The sequence below is a fragment of the Streptococcus oralis genome (assembly GCF_026782345.1).
Taxonomy (GTDB): Bacteria; Bacillota; Bacilli; order Lactobacillales; family Streptococcaceae; genus Streptococcus; species Streptococcus oralis_CK.
Genome location: NZ_JAKUWI010000001.1, coordinates 1,167,804 through 1,190,872 on the forward strand (window position 1 = coordinate 1,167,804; position 23,069 = coordinate 1,190,872).

28 protein-coding genes are annotated in these 23,069 nt (G+C 41.8%); 2 read left to right on the forward strand and 26 right to left on the reverse strand.

Annotated features, from left to right (window positions below; translation table 11 throughout):
* Positions 1–5: 5 nt before the first annotated feature.
* The 17 genes from rpsG to MK405_RS05755 form a co-directional block, all read right to left on the reverse strand.
* On the reverse strand, positions 6–476 hold the full coding sequence (gene rpsG, locus MK405_RS05675) for a 30S ribosomal protein S7 (RefSeq protein WP_000087873.1): 471 nt from the start codon (positions 474–476) through the stop codon (positions 6–8).
* A gap of 19 nt (positions 477–495) precedes the next feature.
* Positions 496–909 carry a 30S ribosomal protein S12 gene (gene rpsL, locus MK405_RS05680; protein ID WP_001142332.1) on the reverse strand — a complete coding sequence of 138 codons (414 nt, stop codon included), beginning with the start codon at positions 907–909 and terminating at the stop codon, positions 496–498.
* A gap of 318 nt (positions 910–1,227) precedes the next feature.
* Complete coding sequence (locus tag MK405_RS05685; protein WP_227232296.1) at positions 1,228–1,827, reverse strand: response regulator transcription factor; 600 nt, start codon at positions 1,825–1,827, stop codon at positions 1,228–1,230.
* A 1-nt stretch (position 1,828) separates the two neighbouring features.
* Positions 1,829–2,926, reverse strand: coding sequence for a sensor histidine kinase (locus tag MK405_RS05690; protein WP_268704536.1), 1,098 nt, complete (start codon positions 2,924–2,926; stop codon positions 1,829–1,831).
* Positions 2,927–2,930: 4 nt separating this feature from the next.
* Positions 2,931–3,665: an ABC transporter permease gene (locus tag MK405_RS05695; protein ID WP_268704537.1), complete on the reverse strand. Its 735-nt coding sequence runs from the start codon at positions 3,663–3,665 to the stop codon at positions 2,931–2,933.
* A 12-nt stretch (positions 3,666–3,677) separates the two neighbouring features.
* On the reverse strand, positions 3,678–4,553 hold the full coding sequence (locus tag MK405_RS05700; protein ID WP_268704538.1) for an ABC transporter ATP-binding protein: 876 nt from the start codon (positions 4,551–4,553) through the stop codon (positions 3,678–3,680).
* The gene (locus MK405_RS05705; RefSeq protein ID WP_061853162.1) at positions 4,540–4,734 is read right to left on the reverse strand and encodes a hypothetical protein; all 195 of its coding nucleotides are present in this window, start codon (positions 4,732–4,734) and stop codon (positions 4,540–4,542) included. The genes MK405_RS05700 and MK405_RS05705 overlap by 14 nt, the downstream gene beginning before the upstream one ends.
* Positions 4,731–4,937: a hypothetical protein gene (locus MK405_RS05710; RefSeq protein WP_000390701.1), complete on the reverse strand. Its 207-nt coding sequence runs from the start codon at positions 4,935–4,937 to the stop codon at positions 4,731–4,733. The genes MK405_RS05705 and MK405_RS05710 overlap by 4 nt, the downstream gene beginning before the upstream one ends.
* Positions 4,938–5,060: 123 nt before the next feature.
* Positions 5,061–6,728, reverse strand: a complete 1,668-nt coding sequence (locus MK405_RS05715; protein ID WP_268704539.1) for a DAK2 domain-containing protein — start codon at positions 6,726–6,728, stop codon at positions 5,061–5,063.
* A gap of 2 nt (positions 6,729–6,730) precedes the next feature.
* A complete protein-coding gene (locus MK405_RS05720) occupies positions 6,731–7,096 on the reverse strand; it encodes an Asp23/Gls24 family envelope stress response protein (RefSeq protein WP_000216434.1) in 366 nt (121 codons plus the stop codon).
* 152 nt (positions 7,097–7,248) lie between these two features.
* Positions 7,249–7,437: a 50S ribosomal protein L28 gene (rpmB, locus tag MK405_RS05725; protein ID WP_001140948.1), complete on the reverse strand. Its 189-nt coding sequence runs from the start codon at positions 7,435–7,437 to the stop codon at positions 7,249–7,251.
* Positions 7,438–7,539: 102 nt separating this feature from the next.
* Positions 7,540–8,214 carry a LiaF transmembrane domain-containing protein gene (locus tag MK405_RS05730; protein ID WP_268704540.1) on the reverse strand — a complete coding sequence of 225 codons (675 nt, stop codon included), beginning with the start codon at positions 8,212–8,214 and terminating at the stop codon, positions 7,540–7,542.
* A gap of 5 nt (positions 8,215–8,219) precedes the next feature.
* Positions 8,220–8,666 (reverse strand): LytTR family DNA-binding domain-containing protein, encoded by a 447-nt coding sequence (locus MK405_RS05735; protein WP_000776579.1) that lies wholly within the window; start codon positions 8,664–8,666, stop codon positions 8,220–8,222.
* Between the two features lie 113 nt (positions 8,667–8,779).
* Positions 8,780–9,283 (reverse strand): phosphatase PAP2 family protein, encoded by a 504-nt coding sequence (locus MK405_RS05740; protein ID WP_000800920.1) that lies wholly within the window; start codon positions 9,281–9,283, stop codon positions 8,780–8,782.
* 97 nt (positions 9,284–9,380) lie between these two features.
* A complete protein-coding gene (locus tag MK405_RS05745) occupies positions 9,381–11,141 on the reverse strand; it encodes an ABC transporter ATP-binding protein (protein ID WP_000428394.1) in 1,761 nt (586 codons plus the stop codon).
* A complete protein-coding gene (locus MK405_RS05750; protein WP_000731797.1) occupies positions 11,131–12,900 on the reverse strand; it encodes an ABC transporter ATP-binding protein in 1,770 nt (589 codons plus the stop codon). Before MK405_RS05750 ends, MK405_RS05745 begins: the two co-directional genes overlap by 11 nt.
* Positions 12,884–13,345, reverse strand: coding sequence for a MarR family winged helix-turn-helix transcriptional regulator (locus MK405_RS05755; protein ID WP_268704541.1), 462 nt, complete (start codon positions 13,343–13,345; stop codon positions 12,884–12,886). Before MK405_RS05755 ends, MK405_RS05750 begins: the two co-directional genes overlap by 17 nt.
* A 193-nt stretch (positions 13,346–13,538) precedes the next feature.
* Between MK405_RS05755 and MK405_RS05760 the strand changes: the two genes are divergently transcribed.
* Positions 13,539–14,228, forward strand: a complete 690-nt coding sequence (locus MK405_RS05760) for a CD20-like domain-containing protein (RefSeq protein ID WP_268704542.1) — start codon at positions 13,539–13,541, stop codon at positions 14,226–14,228.
* Between the two features lie 47 nt (positions 14,229–14,275).
* On the opposite strand, the gene MK405_RS05765 is transcribed toward MK405_RS05760, so the two are convergent.
* On the reverse strand, positions 14,276–14,992 hold the full coding sequence (locus MK405_RS05765) for a YebC/PmpR family DNA-binding transcriptional regulator (RefSeq protein ID WP_000532899.1): 717 nt from the start codon (positions 14,990–14,992) through the stop codon (positions 14,276–14,278).
* A gap of 96 nt (positions 14,993–15,088) precedes the next feature.
* On the reverse strand, positions 15,089–16,459 hold the full coding sequence (locus MK405_RS05770) for an MATE family efflux transporter (protein ID WP_268704543.1): 1,371 nt from the start codon (positions 16,457–16,459) through the stop codon (positions 15,089–15,091).
* Between the two features lie 109 nt (positions 16,460–16,568).
* Between MK405_RS05770 and MK405_RS05775 the strand changes: the two genes are divergently transcribed.
* On the forward strand, positions 16,569–17,123 hold the full coding sequence (locus tag MK405_RS05775; RefSeq protein ID WP_000060287.1) for a GNAT family N-acetyltransferase: 555 nt from the start codon (positions 16,569–16,571) through the stop codon (positions 17,121–17,123).
* A 118-nt stretch (positions 17,124–17,241) separates the two neighbouring features.
* On the opposite strand, the gene recA is transcribed toward MK405_RS05775, so the two are convergent.
* The 7 genes from recA to ndk all read right to left on the reverse strand — a co-directional run bounded on the left by recA (position 17,242) and on the right by ndk (position 23,037).
* A complete protein-coding gene (gene recA / locus MK405_RS05780) occupies positions 17,242–18,390 on the reverse strand; it encodes a recombinase RecA (RefSeq protein WP_001085458.1) in 1,149 nt (382 codons plus the stop codon).
* Between the two features lie 54 nt (positions 18,391–18,444).
* Positions 18,445–19,701 carry a competence/damage-inducible protein A gene (locus tag MK405_RS05785; RefSeq protein ID WP_268704544.1) on the reverse strand — a complete coding sequence of 419 codons (1,257 nt, stop codon included), beginning with the start codon at positions 19,699–19,701 and terminating at the stop codon, positions 18,445–18,447.
* Positions 19,702–19,775: 74 nt separating this feature from the next.
* Entirely contained in the window at positions 19,776–20,816 is a 1,041-nt protein-coding gene (gene lytR, locus MK405_RS05790; protein WP_000592177.1) for a glycopolymer--peptidoglycan transferase LytR, read from the reverse strand.
* 4 nt (positions 20,817–20,820) lie between these two features.
* Positions 20,821–21,342, reverse strand: a complete 522-nt coding sequence (locus tag MK405_RS05795; RefSeq protein WP_000455512.1) for a GNAT family N-acetyltransferase — start codon at positions 21,340–21,342, stop codon at positions 20,821–20,823.
* The gene (gene tsaE, locus MK405_RS05800; RefSeq protein ID WP_268704545.1) at positions 21,332–21,775 is read right to left on the reverse strand and encodes a tRNA (adenosine(37)-N6)-threonylcarbamoyltransferase complex ATPase subunit type 1 TsaE; all 444 of its coding nucleotides are present in this window, start codon (positions 21,773–21,775) and stop codon (positions 21,332–21,334) included. Before tsaE ends, MK405_RS05795 begins: the two co-directional genes overlap by 11 nt.
* Before the next feature lie 85 nt (positions 21,776–21,860).
* Positions 21,861–22,484, reverse strand: a complete 624-nt coding sequence (locus MK405_RS05805; protein ID WP_268704546.1) for a hypothetical protein — start codon at positions 22,482–22,484, stop codon at positions 21,861–21,863.
* Positions 22,485–22,617: 133 nt separating this feature from the next.
* Positions 22,618–23,037 carry a nucleoside-diphosphate kinase gene (gene ndk, locus MK405_RS05810; protein WP_000438304.1) on the reverse strand — a complete coding sequence of 140 codons (420 nt, stop codon included), beginning with the start codon at positions 23,035–23,037 and terminating at the stop codon, positions 22,618–22,620.
* Positions 23,038–23,069: the final 32 nt, after the last annotated feature.

Consider the following 23,069-nt stretch of genomic DNA (forward strand, 5'->3'; position numbering starts at 1 on the left):
CTATCTTACCAACGGAAGTGTGCGAAGGCACGGTTAGCTTCAGCCATACGGTGAGTGTCTTCACGTTTCTTAACTGCTGCACCAGTGTTGTTAGCAGCATCCAAGATTTCTTTTGCAAGACGGTCTTGCATTGTGTGTTCACCACGAAGGCGAGCGATGGTTACCAACCAACGAAGTCCAAGTGTTGTACGACGTTCTGGACGAACTTCAACTGGGACTTGGTAGTTAGATCCACCAACACGACGTGCACGTACTTCAAGTACAGGCATGATGTTTTCCATAGCTGTTTCAAATACTTCAAGTGCATCGTTGCCAGTAGCTTCTTTGATTTGCTCAAAAGCACCGTAAACGATTGAAGCAGCTGTACCACGTTTACCATCAAGCATAACGCGGTTGATAAGACGAGTAACTAGTTGTGAATTGTAAAGCGGATCTGGCAATACGTCACGTTTTGGAGCTCTATTTTTACGACTCATTTCTCTTTATCCCCTTTCCTTATGCTTTTGGACGTTTAGTACCGTATTTAGAACGGCCTTGTTTACGATCGTTAACACCTGCAGTATCAAGTGCACCACGGACGATATGGTAACGTACCCCTGGAAGGTCTTTTACACGTCCACCACGAAGAAGCACCACGCTGTGTTCTTGCAAGTTGTGTCCGATACCTGGGATGTAGGCAGTAACTTCGATAAGGTTGCTCAAACGTACACGAGCAAATTTACGAAGGGCTGAGTTAGGTTTTTTAGGTGTCATTGTCCCAACACGAGTTGCAACACCACGTTTTTGTGGTGAAGAAACGTTTGTTTGAACTTTTTTATGACTGTTGTAACCAACGTTCAAAGCTGGTGATTTAGATTTTTCTACTTTTGATTTACGCGGTTTGCGAACCAATTGGTTAATTGTAGGCATCTACATACTCCTGTGTTTTTTTATTTTTGGTGATGATACACTTGGTGACAGCTACCATCTGTGTGTACTTTTGCAACATTTGTCAGCACGTCCCTGTACACTTTTGAGAGACCAAAAGTAAAAAGTACCGTCTATTATTGTAACACAATTTTTCCTTCATTGTCAAGATATTTTTCATTTTTATTCTGATCTTTTAACTCTTTGACACTAGCTTTCACCGCTTTTCTAAACCAGAAAAGGAGGCGATTTACCTCCTCCTTTCTAGTATGGATTTCCTTTGATTCAAGTTGTCATTTCGGAATTTTTTAACCCTTCTTATCAAAGCCAACCAGATTCTTTTGCAATGTTGGCTGCCTCTGTTCGATTACCAGCATCTAGTTTCGAAAGAATATTGGTGACATAGTTTCGGACGGTTCCGTTTGATAGATAAAGCTGATCTGCGATTTCTTGATTAGACAAACCCTGAGCGATTCCCTTTAAAACAGCGATTTCTTGCTCTGTTAACGGATTGGGGTGCGTCATCACCACTTCCATCAATTCAGGCGAATATTCCTTGCGTCCTTCGAGAACAGTGTGCAAGGTTTGCATGAGGTCTGCGATGCTTCTTTCTTTTAAGACATAAGCATCCACTCCAGCCTTGACCGCACGTTCAAAATATCCGGGACGTTTGAAGGTCGTCACCACAACTACCTTTGTTTCTAGCTTTTCTGCTCGTATCCACTCCAAGACTTCGAGGCCTGTCTTAACAGGCATTTCTACGTCAAGAATGGCGATATCCACAGACTCTTTTTCTAGGAGTTGAATTGCTTCTTGCCCATTCTTGGCTTGTATGACAGTCTCTACATCTGGTTGAAAGGTAAGCAACTGGCACATAGCATCTCGCAACATACTTTGATCTTCTGCAACAAGTAGTTTCATCTTAGTTTCTCTCCTTATAAGGTAGTCGAACCTGCACTTCAGTCGGATGTTTCTGACTGATCACTTTTACTTCTCCTGAAAAAGGAAGGACACGGTCTCTAACGGTATGGAGCTCATCCCCTTTTAGAGAAGCAAATCCACAGCCATCATCTCTCACTGTTAGAATGAGTTCTTTCTCAGTTCGTTCTAATTTCAAGTAAGCTTTCGATGCTTTGGCATGTTTGATGATGTTGGTCACTAACTCAAGTAAAATCATGGAGGCCGTTGATTCTAATTCCTGAGTTAGGCTAGCTGTATCTAGTTGGTGATTGATTTCCGTTTCAATTCCTGCAATTTCTAGCATTTTTTTGACAGTCGTAAATTCGGAAGCAAGGGTTCTGGTTTTAAGATTTTCGATAATTGTACGGACTTCATTCATGGATTCTTTACTGATTTGATGAATTTCTTTTAATTCTTTTTCCACTTGAGGATAGGCCTGCATTTGAAGAAGCTGGAGGGCAAGGTCCGTCTTCACACTCAACATGGCAAAGGTATGACCTAGGCTGTCATGAAGATCCTGACCGATACGACTGCGTTCGTTTTCAGCCAAGAAAAGATTGAGCTTGGCATTTTGTTTCATCTTTTCTTCTTTTAGCTCTTCTGTTATCCGAATTCGATAGAGACCAAAGGTCATTGCATCGGAAAAGATAAAGGTCACCAAGAAAAAGAGTAGCTGCCAGGGACTAACTTGATCAACCATATAGATTCCGGTCAGAATAAATGGTTGCAGGACAATAAAACTGACAAAACGCCAAGAGTGAAAAGAAATCTCATCCAGCTCATAAATAAGGAGATTGGATAAATAAAAGATAAACCATGTGAAACCTGAACTTAGCCAAACAGATGTATAAAAAATGTAGACAAGCATGGACCACCATGCTAGCCACTGCACGGTGCGATTCTGACTGATTAAAACCGAATAGAAGGCAAGTACAAATAGTAGGGTCCATAGCAAGGTTAAAAGCGGGTAATCTCCAACGATGACACCCGCTATAGGAAAGATGATAAACACTGTTGAAATATGAAACATATAATGAGTGTTTTTTAATTTTTCCAACATAGATTTATTTTACCTCGATCCGTTTTTTCAGTTGGATTACCAATACACCAAAGAAAACTGTATAACCTAGTACAACCAAGGCAGCAAGAATATTAAATTCGTGATGCTCCAAATAAGTAGAGACAACCTGCATCAGTTGATAGGTTGGAGTCAGTTTTCCAATGGATTGGAGCCATTCTGGGAAGGAACTCAAAGGGAACCAGAGTCCACCTAGGACAGCCAAAGCAATATAGGCAATATTTCCAATCACCGTCATCAATTGAGCACTGGGAAGCAAGCTCACCAAGACCCCCATGCTGATAAAGACCACGCTTCCGACCAGCAACATAACTCCAATCACCAACCAGTCAAGCCAAGACAGAGTCACTCCACGGACAAAATGACCAACTGAAAAGACAACTATAATTGATAACAAGAAAGTCAGCAGAGCACTGAACAGTTTTGATACATAATATTCTACCATAGATACTGGAGAATGTTGAATCAATTTTTGCCAGTTGTTTGTCTTATCAGACTCGAGTGTGCTAGGGATGCTGAAAAAGGCGCTTGACATGATACTAAAGAGCGTCATGGCAAAAAGATAGGCTTGAAGAGCAATTTCTGGAACATCTGATCCTGACATCATACCAGAAAATATAAGGTAAAACACACTTGGAAGTCCGATGGATAGCAAGTAGTAGACGGCTTGCCGTTTCATCTGAATAATTTCCACTTTCATGAGACTTATCATATTTTTCATCGTCAATCTCCTTTAATCTTGAGTCGTTTCGAAGATACTGTCTAAGAGAGTTCGATTGCGAACTTCAATTTCTTCAATCGTGCAGCCCTGATCTTGCAAGACTTTCCATACCTGGCTGGCTTCTTTGGTTGTGAAGGAAAGAGCATTTTGCTTGATTTCAATCTCTTGAACTTGGTCCAAAGTGCTGATAAATTCCTGATAAGTTAGAGGTACCGTAAAATGTTTTTCTTGTTCTTCACCACGCATGGCATAAGGCGTCGTATCGCGAATTAATTCTCCCTTGTGGAGAACCAAAATGCGATCAGCCGTATGCTCTACCTCTTCGATATAGTGAGAAGAATAGACAATGGTGACACCATTTTTCTTTAACTGATTAACAATTTCCCAAAAATGCTGACGTGTCGAGGTATCCATGGCAGCAGTTGGCTCGTCTAAAAATAGAATTTTCGGACGACCGATTAAAGTCAACACGAAAGAGAACAAACGTTTTTGCCCACCAGACAACTTGCCCGCTAGCTGATTTTTCTGCTTGTCTGAGAATCTCAGCAAGTCATCAATTTCTTTGTCTGAAAGACTGTCGGGATAAAGTGACTTGAAAAATGATAGAAGTTCTTTCACTTTCAAGCTTTGGACAACTGCATTTTCTTGGGGTAAGACAGAAATAAGCTGCTTTAATCGAGGATCTGTTGGTGCAAAGCCTTGAATGGCTATCTGACCTGAGCTCACGAACTTGTCGCCCAAGAGGCAATCAATCAAGGTTGTTTTTCCTGCTCCGTTAGGCCCGATCAAGGCGACACATTCACCATCGTTGATTTCAAAAGAGATGTTCCGCAAGATCTCCTTGTCTTTTATTTTCTTACTCAATTTCTCAACTTTAATCACAGTCATGAGATTCTCCTTTCAACCACTTCATTCCCATAGGGAAAACAATGAAAATCATAAATCCAAAACCCCAAGCACCACGAATAAATTGGCGAAGCAAGGTTTGATCAAACCAACCAGTAAACATTTCCACTAACCATACCAAGAGTGACAGGCCGATAAAGAGACAGATGATTGCTTTTTTCATTCCTCAAACTCCTTTTTTACATCTCTGACTAATTTTAAACCTTCTCTGACAAGCCAAGACATCATTCCAAAGCCAGCAAAGAGCTCCCAAGGAAAATGATAGAAACCCTCGTCCAATCCTGAAAACATGAGATAGGTCATAACTCCTGCTGCTACTAAACTCACTGCGACAATCATTTTATTTTTCATTTCTTCTTCCTCCATTTCATACTTCAATTATAGACTTTTGAAATTGGCGGAGCTAGATGCTTCTGTCACTAGGAAATATGACAAATGTCATAAAAAAAGAAAGCTGTAAAATCAACTTTCTTTTTTATCTATTAAATTTTATTCCACACTGAAAAGATATGGATATACAGGTTGTTGACCTTGGTGAATCTCTACTTCAACATCTTCAAATTCTTCTGCGATTTCTTGGGCAATTTCATTGGCAAGTTCTTCGCTTCCGTCTTCACCAACATAGAAAGTCACGATTTCACTGTCTTCGTCCAACATATGTTTCAAAGTTTCAGTCAAGGTTTGGTGCATGTCAGGGTTTGACACAAGGATTTTCCCATCTACCATACCAAGATTGTCATTTTCATGGATTGCTAATCCATCGATAGTTGTATCACGAACGGCTGTTGTTACACTACCGCTGATAACATCACCAAGGGCTGCAGTCATGCGTTCTTGGTTTTCTTCGATTGATTTGCTTGGATCAAAGGCAAGAAGACTGGTCAAACCTTGAGGAATTGTACGTGCTTCTACCACAACAGCAGGTTGCTCAAGAACTTCAGCCGCAGACTGAGCTGCCATAAAGATATTTTTGTTGTTTGGCAAGAAGATAATGTTGCGAGCATTGACCTGTTCAACAGCCTTGATAAAGTCTTCTGTTGAAGGGTTCATTGTCTGACCACCTTCGATGACATAATCCACACCTTGGGCACGGAAGATATCTGTTAAACCTTGACCAGCTACTACTGCGATAATGGCATACTCTTTTGTTTCAGCAGGCTTGTTGCCTTGAGTTGCTTCTTTTTCAACTTGCGCTTCGTGTTGATTACGCATGTTGTCCACTTTTACTTTGATCAAGCTACCATATTTGAGACCTTCTTGCATAACAAGACCTGGATCTTCTGTATGGACGTGAACTTTGACGATTTCATCATCATTGACAACAAGGAGCGAGTCACCGAGTTCATTCAAGTAGTTACGGAATTCATCGTAGTCAAAGTCTTTAGAATAAGTTGGACCTTGTTTGAGAGCTACCATAATCTCCGTACAGTAACCGAAGGTAATATCCTCAGTTGCCACATGCCCTGCCACAGACTTGTGGTGCTCTGCATTGATCATTTCACTCATGTTGGCAGGAGTCGCTACAAAGTCTTCAGAAGCACTGTATTCACCAGTAAGAGCTGAAAGGAATCCTTCGTAGATGAAGACCAAACCTTGACCACCTGAGTCTACCACACCAACTTCCTTAAGGACTGGAAGCATTTCTGGTGTCTTAGCCAAAGCTGCTTTTGCACCTTCCAAGGCTGCACGCATGACCTCAACAGCATCATCTGTCTCCTCGGCTGTTTTCTTAGCCCCAATGGCTGCACCACGAGAAACAGTCAAAATGGTTCCTTCAACAGGTTTCATAACCGCTTTATAAGCTACTTCGACACCGGATTGGAAGGCAAGAGCCAAGTCTTGACCTGTTAATTCATCTTTTTCCTTGATAGCCTGAGAGAAGCCACGGAAGAGCTGAGAAGTGATAACCCCTGAGTTCCCACGCGCACCCATCAAGAGACCTTTAGCAAGAATGCTCGCTACTTCTCCAACTGTAGAAGCAGGCTTGTCTGCTACTTCTTTGGCACCATTTTCAATGGTCATTCCCATGTTTGTCCCAGTATCTCCATCTGGAACTGGAAAGACGTTCAATGAATTGACATATTCTGCTTGCTTATTCAAACGAGTTGATGCAGCCTGCACCATCTCTTGGAATAAACTGGTAGTAATTTTTGACACGATTATTCTCCTACAACTTTGATATTTTGAATGTAGACATTCACAGTCTGAGCAGTAATTCCTAGTTGATTTTCTAGACTAAAACGAACACGCTCTTGAATGTTTTTTGACACTTCGCTTATCTTTACTCCGTAGCTCAATACGGTATAAACATCAACTGCAATGCTACCATCTTCGGCTGCTTTTATAACAACACCCTTAGAATAATTTTCCTTACCAAGAAGGGCTTGGAAATTGTCTTTGAGGGCATTTTTACTAGCCATACCGACCACACCAAAAATCTCAGTTGCGGCACCACCTACTACGGTTGCAATCACTTCATCTGTCAGTTCGATTTGACCATCTTTTGTATTAATTTTTACAGTCATTTTTTTTACCTCAACTAGTTGATACTCTATTTTATCATATTTCAGCCCAAGTGTAAAAGCAGAATGCTGTATCTGCGGATATTTGCTCTATTTTTCAAATGATTTTATCTATAGAGCAAAAGAAAAAGACCTAAGCGGTCTTTTCATTTTTATTAAACGCGTTCAACTTTACCTGATTTCAAAGCACGAGCTGAAGCCCAAACTTTTTTAGGTTTACCATCGATAAGAACAGTAACTTTTTGAAGGTTTGGTTTTACGGCACGTTTTGTTTGGTTCATCGCGTGTGAACGGTTGTTTCCTGATACAGTCTTACGACCTGTAAAGTAACATACTTTAGCCATTGTGTTTTCCTCCTATTAGATCTAATATAGCGGATGTGCTAGCACCACATACCGTACTATGTTATCACACTTTCTTGAATTTATCAAGGGCTAAACTATTTTTTATTTAACGTAAACAACTCCAAGTTTACCAAAAGCGACTTCCCCACGGATAATCAAGGTTTTGTTTGTTGGCGCTACAGGAGCATCTGCCTTAGCTGCACCAAAGGAGGTTTCTACTTTCAAATCGACACGCCAGTGTTGTGGAACATAGACAGTTGCATTCCCGAAGGCCACTTCAATATTTAAAGTTGCAAAATCACCTAACATCTCTGCATTATCATAGTAGATTTTAGCATCCCCAAAAGCGACTTCCACTTGGTCATCTACGAGATCTTGATCTTGCTTATAGAAGGTCCCGCTACCAAAAGCGACTTCCTTATCCGTGACGACTGTTTTTTTCCCATTGTACCACCATTTTTTTTCATTCCAGAACTTACTTGAATGCGTCAGATAACCAACACCTAGCACTGCTAAGATACTAGCCCAAAACAAAGACTGGTTTGGAATAGGAAAAATGCTATAAAAATGATTCGCAATCATTAAGGCTACTAGAGCGGTAAAAACTGCTGATGTTAGATGACGACGAAGCAAAGCTTCAACTGATTGGTAAGCAAAAAAGGCGATACCAATCAAAGGCCATATTTTACCATCCAAAGAAGGTATTCCAAAATTCCCTTGCAGCAAGATCCAAGCTGCTAAAACCAATAAAACAATACCAAATGCTTTCTTTTTCATGTTTTTTACCTCATGTTTCTTAGATTTTCTTTTAGGAGGGATTGGTAATGCCGTGAGACATGAACCTCCTTGTGCGTCTGATAAAAGGAAATGGTGCCCGTTCCTGAAAAGGACTTGTCCACTGAGTAAATCTGACGGATGTTTGCGATAGTTGACTTGGAAACTCGACTAAAATAGCGAGGCAAGATAGACTCCAACTCATAAAGTTTGAGACGAACTTCATAGGCTTCCTTCTGGTTATGAGCGTAGATCTTGCTCCCTTCAGTTTCAAAGAAGAGAATTTCTGACAGGTCTAGATAATATTCACCTGTCCCCTTGTAAAAAGTCAACCTCGGAGCCTTTGACTCTTGCAAAAGTCGTTGCAAATCTGCAATTTCATCTGTCAAAGCAGGGGTCTTGATGACAATTTCAGTCTCATCTAAATTGCCGTCAATCTCAATTCGTAACTTCATCACATCTCCTTTCTGACTCTACTATATCAAAGCTAAGTTAGGAATACAAGGGTAAAAAAGCAAGTGGTCAATATGAAGCAGTAAGTGGTTGTAGGACCAGCCTAACTTACATGTCAGAATAGGAAGAAAAGGAACCCCCACAACAGACCGCAGACATAGCCAACCAAGACGTCCTTTGGATAATGCACACCACATAATACTCGGACCAAGGCTAAGACTCCTGAGCAAATAAGCAAGATCATTCCGATCAAAGTCCAAGCATGGAAATAGGCCATGGAGATGATAGTTGCCGAAAAGACATGACGACTGGGCATAGACTGTCCCGAACTATCCTTGTCAAGCAGGGGACGGATGTCCCAAGTTTCATAAGGTCGTGGGTGATTGATTTTCTTACGAAACAGGGACAAGATCACAAAGCCCGAGGCAGGGATAAACAAATAAATCCCAACTTGCTGACTAAGTCCTAGTTGCAGGTAAGTGGTGACTAGCAAGGCCAGGTAGACCAGGGGCATGGTGACTGTCATCAAACGATTGAAACTGCGTAACAGAAATAAAAGAGGGGGATGGCTGGTGAGTCTGGAGCTGATATTTTGATACCATTCTTGATAATTTTTCATTTATACTTCTCATTCATTACCTTGTTTTTGTCTACCGGTGAGACGTTTGTCTTCTAGTATAGTGCAGAAAAAGAAGGCCGTCAAGCCTTCTTTAGATTTATTCTTCTGCTTCGTCTTCTGTAAATTGGCTATTGTACAAGTCGGCGTAGAAGCCACCTTGCACCATTAGTTCCTCATGGTTGCCTTGTTCGATGATATTGCCATCTTTCATGACAAGAATCAAATCAGCATTACGAATAGTTGACAAGCGATGGGCGATGACAAAGGATGTGCGTCCTTCCATCAAACGGTCCATGGCTTTCTGAATCAATTCCTCTGTACGTGTGTCAACTGAGGATGTCGCTTCATCCAAAATCAAGAGCGGTGCATCTTTCAACAAAGCACGAGCGATAGTCAAAAGCTGTTTCTGTCCAACAGACAAGGTCACAGTGTCATCCAAGACAGTATCGTAGCCATCTGGCAAAGTCATGATAAAGTGGTGAATTCCCACAGCCTTGCTAGCTTCCATCATCCGCTCATCGCTGATGCCCGTTTGATTGTAGATGAGATTTTCTCGAATGGTTCCTTCAAAGAGCCAAGTATCTTGCAAGACCATTGAAAAGGCATCATGTACTTCTGAGCGCTTCATATCCTTGGTATCGACACCATCGATACGGATACTTCCCTTATCTATCTCATAAAACTTCATCAAAAGATTGACAATGGTTGTCTTACCAGCCCCAGTCGGTCCAACGATTGCGACCTTTTGACCTGCATGAGCTATCGCAGAAAAGTCATGGATGATGGTGCGTTCTGGTGTATAGCCAAAGGACACATGATCAAAGACCACTTCCCCTCTCATGCCAGTTAATTGTTTTTCCTTATGGGATTCATCCTGCATCTCAGCTTCACCTAGAAATTCAAAGACACGTCCCATGGCTGCACTCGCTTGTTGTAAGCTGGTAATCCCTTGGGCAATCTGTGACAGGGGTTGGGAGAAGGTCCGTACGTAAACCATAAAGGCTACAATAACCCCGATAGTGATATGCCCTTCTAACGCCAGCGCGGCACCAACGATGATGACCAAAACATAGCTAAAATTCCCAACAAAGAACATGGCTGGCATCATGATACCAGAGATAAACTGAGATTTCCAGATGCTGTCGTGCAAGTTTTGGTTTAAACCTGCAAATTTCGCTTTGGAGGTGTCCACCGCGTTGTAGCTCGTTACAACATTGTGTCCCGAATACATTTCTTCTACATAACCATTGACGGCTGCTAGATTATTTTGTTGGGCTTTAAAATAACCCTGTGACTTGGCCATAATTACAGAAACCGCCGCAAAGCCAACAAGGGTTGATACAACGGTTACCAATGCCAAAATCCAGTTCATCCCAAACATGGTCACCAAGACAGCAATCAACAAGAAACTAGCTGAAAGAACTGTCCCTAGACTTTGGTTGAGAGATTGCGCTGCTGTATCCACATCATTGGTCACGCGCGAAAGGGTATCTCCTTGTGAATGACGGTCAAAATAGCCAAGTGGCAAACGATTGATTTTTTCAGCGATTGCTGTCCGCAAGCGTTTTGAAAAATGCTGAATACTCGTTGAAAAGATATAGGCCTGTGTATAGTTAAGGATGGCGCCAAATACATAGAGAATCACTAAAAAGCTAGCAATACTTGACACAGCCTCTAGGTCAATTCCCGTCATCAAACCATCTGAAATCAAGTTGGTAATTTCTTTAATCTTGGTTGGTCCATAAACAGTGATGATGCTTGAACATACAGCTGCTACAATCGCTACTAGTAGGGGAAGTTGGAGGCCTGCCATATAAGGTTTGCACTGTTTCCAGACCGACACTTTTTTATTTTCCATGTTCCAATTCCTCCTTCGATAGTTGTGAGTAGGCAATTTCTTGATAGACTCCGTTGGTTGCAAGAAGTTCCTTGTGGGTGCCTTGTCCCACGACTTTTCCTTGATCCAATACTACGATCAGGTCAGCATCCATAATGGTAGAAATCCGCTGCGCTACGATGAGCTTGGTCATGGATTTTGTTTTCTCTGCTAGTTCTTGGCGTAGGATACGATCTGTCTTGTAGTCCAAGGCTGAGAAAGAGTCATCAAAGATGAGAATCTCTGGTTTACGAGCCAAGGCACGCGCAATGGCCAGACGCTGTCTTTGTCCTCCTGAGAAGTTGGTTCCACCTTGGGCTACTTCTGATGCAAGACCTGCTTCCTTATTCTCGATAAAGTTTTTAGACTGGGCCAATTCAAGAGCTTGCCACATAGCAGCCTCGCTTAGAGGAGTTTCTTTGCTCTTACCAAAGTCCAAGTTCCCCTTGACATCTCCTGAGAAGAGGACTGCTTTTTGAGGGATATAGCCGACCTTATTGCGCAAATCTTCCAAATCGTAATCTTGCACATTAACTCCGTCCACTAGGATTTGTCCATCTGAAACGTCGTAAAAACGTGGCAAGAGGTTGACAAGCGTAGACTTACCTGATCCAGTCGATCCGATGAAGGCCACGGTTTGACCCGCTTCTGCTTTGAAAGTGACATGTTCCACGACTGCTTCTGAGTTTTTAGAGTAGCGGAAAGTCACATCACGGAATTCCACTTGTCCTTGAACTGAAGGATCCGCTGTCTGTGCATGACTAGGATTTTCAATAGAAGAATGCAGATCCAATACTTGATTGATACGTCCTGCCGAAACCAAGGTACGAGGAAGGACGAAAAAGAGAGCACTCATGAGCAAGAAGCCCATCACGACCTGCATAGCATAAGACATGAAGACCACCATATCACTAAAGAGTGGTAGACGGTCTGTCAAACTTGCATCGTTGATGATATAGGCACCAATCCAGTAAATGGCTAGACTCAAGCCACTAGAAATCGCCATCATAATGGGATTCATAATGGCCATCAATCGATTGACAAAGAGATTGAGACGTGTTACCTCATCGTTAGCTGCTTCAAATTTCTTATCTTGGTAATCCTCGGCATTGTATGCGCGAACAACTCGAATCCCAGTCAAACTTTCACGAGTGATGCTATTGAGTTTATCTGTCAATTTTTGGATGACCGATTGTTTTGGAAAGGCCAGAGTCAGGAGAACAGTTGTCATCAAAACATTGACGATAACAGCGATTACTACTGCCCAGAGCCAGTATTCCGATTTTCCAAGAATTTTCCCAATGGCCCAAATAGCCATAATTGGCCCACGAGTAACCACTTGCAAGCCCATGGTAAAGAGCATCTGTACCTGGGTAATATCATTGGTCGTCCGAGTCAAGAGACTTGGGATTGAAAAGCGCTTGATCTCTGTCTGCGAAAAATCTAAAACACGATGAAATACGTCTCTACGTAGATGGGTTGTATAGGATGCTGCAACGCGAGCGGCAAAGAAACCAACCATAACAGATGAAAAGAAAGCCAATAAAGACAAACCAATCATCTTCGCAGCTGGTGACCAGAGTTCACCCAACTGCGTTCCAGACGTTCCCAGTAATTCTGTAATTTGCGAAATATAAGTCGGCACCTCTAACTCGAGATAGACCGAGAAACAAGTGAAAAGAATCGCAAGGACAATCATCCCCCACTCTTTTCCTGTAATACGTTTAGCGAGTTTCTTCATTCTCTCCTCCTATCTTCTCAACATTTTCTTGCAACTGACCGAGGACCTTTTCAAAGATTGCCAAGTCTGACTTTGAAACCCCGTCTAGCAGACTCTGATCAATCCGATCAAAAAAAGCCTTAACTTTTTGCATCTGCGAACGCGATTTATCCGTCAGGCGAACAAATTTTGCCCGCTTATCGCTTGGGCTGGCCTCTAGCTCAACCAAACCATTTTGCACCATACGCTTGACTAAATTACTCGCAACAGATTTGGTAATATTGAGTTCCTGCTCGATATCCTTAATCAAGACCAGTTCCTCTTTTTGCTCACAATGATCTAAAAAACGCAGAACTTGCCCTTGCGGTCCACCCATAAATTCAATGCCGCAACGCTTGGCTTCTTTCTGTACCATCAGGTGAACCTGGTGCCCAAAGCGTTTAAAAATCAACATCGGCTTGTCCATGATTGCTCCTTTCTCACGATTGAATATAGTTCTCAGGAGAACTAATTAAGTTTCCATGAGAACTATTTTATCACTTTCAGAAGAGATGTCAAGAAAAAAGTTTCCTAGAGAACTATTTTAGTCTGAATTGACATTGGAGAATATTTTCTCTATAATAAGCACTAGCTACCGTGGATAGGAATCCATTCACTTGATGAAGGGAGAAAACGTTCAAATGAAACTAGAAGAACAAAAAGTTTTAGGGATTTTAGCAACCATTTTTGGAGCCATCGCACTTTTAGGGTCCTGGATCCCGTTTATTAACTATCTATCGTTTTTCATCGCTATTGTCGCGTTGATCTTAGGTATTATCGGACTTATTGCCAATCTCAAAAAACGGAAAACAATGGCCATTATCGGAACATCTCTCGCAGTTGCTTCTGTTGTACTTTTCTTTACGACCCAGATACTGTACGCTAATGTCTACAAAGATTTTATCAGAGAGTTTAACCGTTCCTATAGAGAAGCTAGTTCCTCAATGGAACACGACTTGACAGATGATACCATTGATTCACTCCCCGAAGATGAGGAAGAAGACGATACCTTCACTTGGACCCAAGAACAGTTCGACGCTTTAATCGAAGGTGACCTTGATAACAAAGGAAAAGGTGGTACCAATTACAAGGATATTGTCAAAAAACACGGACTGCCAGACTCCGAGTTTGATTCCACTATTGGGGGATACGATACTAGAAAAGTCACCTATATCTCTATTGGTGACAATATCAAGACTGTTACCTTAACTTTTGCAAAACAGGACAATGGTCAACTCTTACTAGTTCATAAAATAGCTGTAGGCCTAGGAGAAAGCCAGCAGCAAAGAGATTCTGGTTCCAGAATCTAATCTCAAATATAAAAAGCGAACAGACTTGCTAGCTGTTCGCTTTTTTATTAGAATCCATCGACGTTCGTATAAATCTTTTGGACGTCCTCATCATCTTCAAGAACGCTGTAAAGTTTTTCAAAAATTTCAAGATCTTCGCCTGACAATTCTACTTCTGACTGAGGAATCATTTCCAATTCAGTCACTTGGAATTCTTCGACGCCAGACTCACGAAGGGCAACGATAGCCTTATGAAGGTCTGTTGGAGCTGTGTAAACAGTGATTGTTCCTTCTTCCGCTTCTACATCATCCACATCAATATCTGCTTCAAGCAACAATTCAAAGATAGCATCCGCATCATCACCAGCAAATACGATAACACCCTTGTTGTCAAAGAGGTAAGAAACAGAACCTGAAGCACCCATGTTCCCGCCATTTTTACCAAAAGCAGCACGAACGTTCGCAGCTGTACGGTTGACGTTTGAAGTCAAGGTATCCACAATCAGCATAGAACCATTTGGTCCAAATCCTTCGTAACGTCCTTCTGTAAAGGTTTCGTCTGTATTTCCTTTTGCCTTATCGATAGCCTTATCAATAACGTGTTTTGGCACCTGCGCTTGTTTAGCACGATCGATAACGAATTTCAAAGCAGTGTTTGATTCTGGATCTGGTTCCCCTTTTTTAGCTGCTACATAGATTTCTACACCAAATTTTGCATATACTTTAGAGTTAGCTCCATCTTTAGCCGTTTTCTTGGCTACGATATTGGCCCATTTACGTCCCATTAGGAATCTCCTTTTTTCACATTTTAATCTTTCTTATTATAACACAAGTCTAGCTGATTTTCACTAGAGGAAATGGATTTTCTTTTGCAAAGCAAGCTAGGATTTCCCTCCGACTGCCACGATTTTCTTGCCTTCTTTTATCCAAGGGTGTCGGGAAAGGGAGAAGTAAAGTTGGACAGTCATCACAACCCAGAGTAGTGGTTCACAGAGAATAACACCTGTGTAGCCTGTCCAAGGAATAATCCAAGCTACGAAAATAATTTTTCCAAACAACTCGATAAAGCTAGATACGAGGGGCAAGAGTTTTTGGCCTAGTCCCTGCAAGCTATTTCTATAAATCAATAAAAGACTTAAAAATGGATAAAATACAGAACTGATACGTAAGTACAAGGTCCCGTTTTCTACCAAGTAGCTGTCTGTCGAACTTGCTAGGAAAGAAACTAGGCTAGGACTGGCAAAAAATAGGAAAATACAGGCAAGGGCTGCCCAAGACATACTCAAATAGCTCCCTAAACGAAGACCTTGGACAATACGTTCGGGACGTTTCGCTCCAAAGTTTTGAGAGATAAAAGTCGTCATCGATGCTGAAATAGCCGTCATTGGTAATAAGGCAAAGGCCATGATTCGCCGTGCTGCCGTTTGAGCACTGATAATGACTGCACCAAAACTATTGACAGAGGATTGCAAAATGACACTTCCGATAGAGACGATTGACCCCATCAGACCCATGGCTAGTCCTTGCTCCAAGAGATCCACATAGAGAGCCTTATTCCATTTGAAATGTTTGAGACCCGGAAGAAGCTCTGGAACACTCTTACGAATATAAAAATAACAGAGGATTGCTGACAAACCCTGCGAGATAATGGTTGCAAGACCCGCAGACTGAACTCCCAGATGCAGTTGCGTAATAAAATATAAATCCAAGATCACATTAACGATAGCTGAAAAGATAAGAAAAGCAAGTGCCACAAGGCTATCGCCAATCGAGCGCAGTAAGCCTGCAAAAAGATTGTAAGCAAAACTAACCCCTACACAGGTAACAATCATGGAGATGTACTCATAGGATTGAGGAAGGATTTCTACAGGTGTCTCTAAATATTGCAAGAGTGGATAAAGACCGAAGAAGCCTATCAGCATGACAAGAGCACTCAGGATGGCACCCAGAATCCAAGTTGCTGCAACAGCTTCTTTAATCTTAGCAAAATTACGAGCACCGTAAAGACGAGCGATGACAACTCCCATCCCATTTCCAACTCCGAGGGCAAAGCCGATAATCAGATCAAAGATAGCCGTCGTTGCTCCTACTGCTGCTAGGGATTCTTGTCCAAGGAACCGCCCTACAATCAAGACGTCAGCTGTATTATATAGTTGTTGGAAGATATTGGACAACAGAATTGGAAGGGCGAAGCTCAAAAGTGAGGGAAGAATGGAGCCATGAATCAGGTCCACTGTTCGTTTTTTATTCATAAAGATATTATATCAGCTTTCCAGAGGACCGACAAGATTCTTTAACGAATCCTGAAATCAATTGCTTACAGAGAGACAATTTGCTATAATCAAGAAAAGGAGGTCATTTATGAGTTTGACCAGTCAATTAATAACCGATGTGTTTCCAGATCTTGATAAAGTTGAAAAGCTAAATAACGAAGCTTTCCCCGAGGAAGAACGGGTCCCTCTTTCTGAGTTTTTGCGCTATCAGGACCGTGATGACGCCCACTTTTTTGCTTTTTATAACGAAGAAGAATTTGTTGGCTTTGCTTTTGCCATCTCCAACCAAAAGGCCTTCTATATCAGCTTTTTTGCCATCATGCCTCACTTAAGAAGTCATGGGTATGGGAAGGAAATTATCGACAAACTAACTGATTTTTATCAGCGAACCATGTTGCTTGAAGTAGAGCGACTGGATGAAGAATGCGATAACTTGGAACAAAGAAAAGCTCGTATGAGCTTCTATCAACAAAATGGCTTCAAAACAGCTAACGCTTTTCTAGAGTATGATGGCTTGAGTTTTGAAATTCTCTACCGCGGTGACCATTTCGACGAGGAAGCCTATCGCGACATCTTCCAAAAATTACAAGATGAACATTATTTTGACTTTCACATCAAATACAGGCGCTTTAGTGATCATTAGTTGTTTCAAGGAAGAGAAGTCTAACGAACTTTCTCACAATAAAACGCATAATATCAAGGTTCTGAATACCTGATATTATGCGTTTTTATGATTTTGAAAGCTTTCCCTAGTTTTATCTTTAATCTTCAATTTCGATTTCAAGTCCATCGCCTAGGTCAAGCGTTACTTCTTGGTTAGGTGCCAAATCTTCTGCGACAGAGGTAGGAGTGGTTCCCTCTTCATCTTCAATCAAACCGTATTGAACACGAACCTGATGGTCAATCTCATCAAAAATATCTGGGTGATCTGCCAAGTATTTCTTAGCATTTTCAGACCCTTGCCCGATTTTTTCACCCTTGTAAGAATACCATGCTCCTGCTTTTTGGATGATATCGAGATCACTTGCGATCTTCAAGAGCTCACCCGTCTTAGAAATCCCTTCTCCGTACATGATTTCAACGAAGGCTTCCTTAAACGGTGGAGCTACCTTGTTTTTCACGACCTTGATCTTGGTTTCCTTACCGACATTGGTATCTTTTTGGTCACCAGTTCCTTTGATTTGTGTGCTTCCACGAACATCCAAACGAACTGATGCGTAGAATTTCAGAGCACGTCCACCAGGTGTTGTTTCTGGATTTCCAAACATGACCCCAACCTTTTCACGCAACTGGTTGATAAAGATGGCAATTGTTTTGGTTTTATTGATAGAAGCTCCGAGTTTACGCATGGCCTGGCTCATCATACGAGCCTGCAAACCAACGTGACTATCTCCAATATCCCCATCAATTTCTGCACGAGGTACAAGAGCCGCAACTGAGTCAATAACAACAAGGTCAACTGCACCTGAGTCAATCAATTTTCCAGCAATTTCAAGACCTTGCTCACCTGAGTCTGGTTGTGATAAGAGCAATTCGTCAATGTTCACACCAAGGGCTGCAGCATAGGCTGGGTCAAGAGCATGTTCCGCATCGATAAAGGCTGCAATACCGCCTTCTTTCTGTGCTTGCGCAACAGCGTGAAGGGCAACCGTTGTCTTACCAGATGATTCTGGTCCATAGATTTCGATGATACGTCCTTTAGGATAGCCACCTGAACCAAGAGCAATGTCCAGAGCCAATGAGCCTGAGCTCATCACTTGAACTTTTTGCTCCGCGCGCTCGCCTAAACGCATGATTGAGCCTTTACCAAAGTCTTTCTCAATCAATTTAAGAGCATCGTTCAAGGCTTTTTCACGATCCACTCCAAACTTTTTTGAAATCTCATCTAATTTTTTTGGTTTTTTCGCCATTCTGTTCTCCTATATTCTACTGGTCCTTAGACCTATTTACTATTATATCAAAATTTAGTCACTTAATAAAGCCTTGCGAACTAGGTTAAAGGCATGCATAACCGCGATGTGACGTACATCTGCTCGACTCCGTCCTGCGATATTAGCCTTAATCACCTCTGTCCCTTTTGCATGTGCCAGTCCAATAAAAACTGTGCCAGCTGGATGCCCCTCTAGGCTATCTGGACCTGCCACACCTGTCAGGCTGACTCCATAATCAGACTGAGTCTTGAGCCGTGCCTGCTCTGCCATTTTTCGAGCCGTAAACTCAGAAACGACCCCGTGTTCTTTTAGCTCTTGCTCGGAAATATCCAACATCTTGGACTTTTCTTCTAGGCTGTAAGTGACAAAACCGCCATTAAAGATAGCTGAAACACCTGAAAAGTCTGCTAAAGTAGCTTGAAAGAGACCTGCCGTCAAGCTTTCTGCCACAGTAATGCTTTTCTGTCTCTTCTTTAGCTCTTCTACAACGACACTCGCGAGGCTGGTTTCTTCCCCATATCCATAACAGATGTCTCGTAGAGAAATTCCCTCAAAAGTCTGGCGACTCAAGATTTGATTTTCTAGGATGTCCAGTGCTTGATCAGCCTTTTCTTGACTAACTGCTTTTGTAGACAAGCGCAAGGTCACTTCTCCCGTTTTGGCATACGGTGCCAAAGTCGGATCGGTTTGATGGTCAATCAAATCCGCCAAAATGGTCACCAACTGACTCTCACCAATTCCAAAGAAACGAAGCACTCGGGAATATAGTTTGGTGCCTGTCATCAGCTTGGGTAAGAGTTGGTTTAAGACCATGGGTTTCAACTCACTTGGTGGTCCTGGAAGGACCACGTAGGTTACGTCATCCACTTCCGAAACCCCTCCTACTGCTAAACCTGTCTCATTTGGCAGTGGAGTCGCTCCTTCTACAATTTGGGCTTGGCGCTCATTATTCGGTGTCCGAGCATAGTCAGGTCTATGAGCAAAGAAAATATCCAGTTTCTCTTGTGCTTGAGTGTCAAACACTAGATCTTTTCCCAAAAATTTTGCCAGAGTTTGTTTGGTCAAATCATCCTCAGTTGGTCCCAAGCCCCCTGTCAAAATCACAAGATTACTACGTTGACTCGCAATCTCAAGCAAGGACAAAAGACGAGCTTCATTGTCTCCGACAGCTGTTTGGAAATAGACATCTACCCCGATTTCTGCTAGCTTCTCTGATAAAAACTGAGCATTGGTATTGACGATCTGCCCTGTTAAAATTTCTGTTCCAACAGCAATAATTTCTGCTTTCATGTTTCCTCCTACTTATCTATTCGAATTCTTTTTGAAAAAATCGCAGGAAATTTCCCACGATTTGATTCTTTGTTTTATTCTACCTCTTCGTTTGAAATACTAGTACTGGTTGAAGGCGCTGTCCGGCCAAAGGCTGTTTCGTACAGTACCGCATTGGTTTCCAATTCTGTCACTGGCTCTTTACCTAGTGAACTACGCAAGAGATTTTGCATTTCGAGCATATGTTCTGAAGTGACAATCTGATAAGAAATTCCCTGTAGCTCAGCATCTTCCCCGCGCAATTGATGCGTTTCGATATTCCTGAAAGAATCTTGATAGCCGAGCAATTGTGGAATGCTCTTAGCTGATAAATCCACATTGGTCTGCATGTTGTCACTCAAAGCTTTTAAAATCCCTTGATAATGACTCACACTGTTCAGACTCAAAACCTTCTCAACGATTTTTTGAATGACTTCACGTTGACGTTTTTGACGTCCATAGTCTCCTTCAGGATCTTGGTAACGCATCCGTGAATACACCAAGGCTTCCTCACCATTCAAGTTTTGTTCCCCAACACCAATGGAAATCTTATTAAACTCTTCTTGGTCAGTGATGGAAATTGGGAAACCAAGTGTATTGTTGACGGTGATTCCACCAACTGCATCCACCAATTGTTGAAGGCCTTGCATGTTGACCATTACATAGCGGTCAATGTGGATATTCATCATCTTTTGAATAGTAGAAATTGCAAGCTCCGCACCGCCATTGGCATAGGCCGCATTGAGTTTGGCTTCCTGAACTTGGCCATTTCCACTCTCGATCTTGGTCAGAATATCCCGTTCCAAACTCATCATAGTGGTTTTCTTTGTTTTTGGATTAACCGTCAAGAGAATCATGGAATCACTATTCCCTGCCCACGGATCTGTACGTTCCGAATTTCCCGTATCCACCCCCATTAGGAGAATCGTTAAAGGCTCAGTTGCTTCGATAACGTTGGTTTCTTCACCGATTTTTTTGTAAGTTTTTTGACTCAGGGTTGCAGTCCCCTGCTGATAGATTGTGTAGGCATAAATTCCTACACCTACAACTGTTACTGCCAGAAAACCTAGCACCATTCCAATTAATTTTTTGATCATCTCGTTATTCATCTATCAATTTGCCCATCAGACAAACATCTAAAAATATCCCTTCTGCTAAATAGGCTCCTCTTTCTTGCAAGCCTTCTGTGATAAATCCCATTTTTGAATAGAGGTGGATAGCAGCCTCATTTCGTTTTTGTACACTGAGTTGCAAGCGGCGCAAGACGCCACTGGCTTTAGCCCACTCGATGCCTTCTTCTAGAAGAATAGTCGCCAATCCTTGGTTCCAGAATTTCTTTCGAACCGCTAAAAAAACATCTCCAATATGCCGAACCCTTAAATGTTGATCCGCTGTGATATTTAAGACTCCTGCAATCTCATCATTCAGTAAGGCGAGGAGAGTAATTTGATTCTCTGATGCAGCTTGCTTTTCGATAAAAAGAGCCATTTCAGAAGCTGTCATCATGATACCATTTTCATCTAGGCTAGTGAAGTCTGTCTCTTGACCAACACAATCTAAAAATGCAATTAAGGCTGTAGCATCTGAAATCTCTGCCTCACGAATGCACAACTCATACTCCATCCTGAAGCTCCTTGACGAGTTGTTCAGCCCGAGGGCCATGAGCTGTAAAATGAAGGCAACGACCCTCAGCTTCTTTCAAAATTTCCAACTCCAAGTAAGAATCTGGTAAATCCTCACCCAAAAGATGCCCCCACTCAATAACAGTCACACCGCCACCAAAGAGAAACTCATCCAAGTCAATAGAATCAGCATCTCCTTCGATACGGTAGACATCCAAGTGGTAAAGTGGCAAACGCCCTTCGTACTCTCTGACAATAGTATAGGTTGGACTTTTAATCATCTGACGGATATCCAAACCCTTGGCAAGGCCTTTTGTAAAGGTTGTTTTACCCGCACCCAACTCTCCCGTCAAGATCAGAACATCATCTTTTTGAAGCAAATGACCCAATCTTTCTCCGAGAGCTAGAAGCTCTTCTTCATTTTTTGTGTACATGTTACTATTATACCAAAAAGTTTCCTTTTGTGTGAATTTTCTTTATAGACTTACTATGCTAAATTTACAGTTCTCCTTGCCTTTCTTAGAAAAAAGTAAAAATACAAATAACAAATAAAACATCCCGAATCACATGTCCGTAAAATGAAATTTCCCTTTGCACGGATTTTGGAAAGAGGAAACGCGCACATAAAAAACCGAGACCAATATAAAGGAGAATGGAGGAGATTGTTACGGGATTTCTCAAGAAAATAATCGTGCCTAAAACGGAAATCACAACCGTTCTCTTCTTGTTGAGATGGTTGTCCATATCCCGAATATATTTATCAAAAGGTAAGAAAATCCATAGATCTACTCCCAGCAAGAAAAAGAATGACGGCAGAAAGAGGTCAACCAGATCCTGCTGCAATTTGCTAGTAGTTTGGATGCTTTCTGTGAGAACCAGACAGGTTGCCAGAAGATTGACTACTAAAAGAAGGCTATAAACAAGGCTTACTTTCTTTTGAACACGCAAAATACTATGACTTTTCTGACCCAAGGTATGGAAGTAATTAATCCCAGCACAAAAACCAGAAACTCCCACTATGAGAATTAAAAAATAGATATTTCCTTCTCTTAAGGATAAAAATGATTCCTTCCACAATAAACAACTTCCAAATAAAATTTGAGCGACAGCTAATAATAATAAAACACGAATTGATTTCATCATTTCTTTTTCCTCCGTATAAGAAATTATACTCTGGCAGGGTTAGAAAATGATAAATGACTTCCAAAATGTCACATTAGGACGCTGAACGGTACAAAAAACAGTTCTGTCATTCACAGAACTGCTCTCTTCTAATCTAATCCTTAAACCAGAGGGCGATTTCTCGTTTAGCTGACTCTTCTGAATCTGATCCATGTACCACGTTTTGAATGGCTTGATTTTCTCCTGCCGCCTTAGCAAAATCTCCCCGGATGGTCCCCGGAAGAGCCTCTTCTGGACGAGTAGCCCCCATCATGTCACGCCAGCTTTCAATTACCTTGGGTCCTGAAATGATTCCAACAATTATTGGACCTGAGGTCATAAATTGGCGGATAGGAGGATAAAAACTTTTTTCAACCAAGTCGCGATAGTGTTGGTCAATCAAATCTTCTGAAACGGTTGAACGTAACTCTAATTTTTCGAGTTTGAAACCACGTCGCTCAATTCTTTTCAAAACTTCGCCAACTAGACCTCTCTTCACACCATCTGGCTTAATGATAAAGAATGTTTGTTCCATATAAATCCCCTTGTCATTTTAGTTCTTCTATT